Origin of the sequence: Halalkalibacter lacteus (assembly GCF_036663595.1) — a bacterium.
Taxonomy (GTDB): domain Bacteria; phylum Bacillota; class Bacilli; order Bacillales; family Bacillaceae_D; genus Halalkalibacter; species Halalkalibacter lacteus.
The window spans coordinates 1-233 of record NZ_JAWRVL010000481.1; the positions used below are offsets into that span (position 1 = coordinate 1).

The window sequence follows — 233 nt, forward strand, 5'->3', positions numbered from 1 at the left end:
ATGCGGAGGCCGGGAGGCGGTAGGCTCGCCGCATGAGTGCGGGGGAGGACCGGCTGGCATCGGCGCTGGAGCGGGCGCTGAAGCCTCCGTGGGCGACGTACCGCAACGTCGCCTGGCTCAAGAAGCGTCCCGGCGACGAGCCACAGGACGGCGAGGCCGATGTCGTGCTCGCCCACCCCGATCTCGGCGTCATGGTCATCGAGGTGAAGGGCGGCGGGGTGCGTCGCATCGGC

General features: G+C 72.1%; 1 protein-coding gene. It reads left to right on the top strand.

Translation table 11 applies throughout. The annotated features are described in order from the left end of the window. Positions 1 to 32 precede the first annotated feature (32 nt). The coding region (locus tag SAZ04_RS23100) for a nuclease-related domain-containing protein (RefSeq protein ID WP_332700151.1) at positions 33 to 233 on the top strand (201 nt) is incomplete at its 3' end.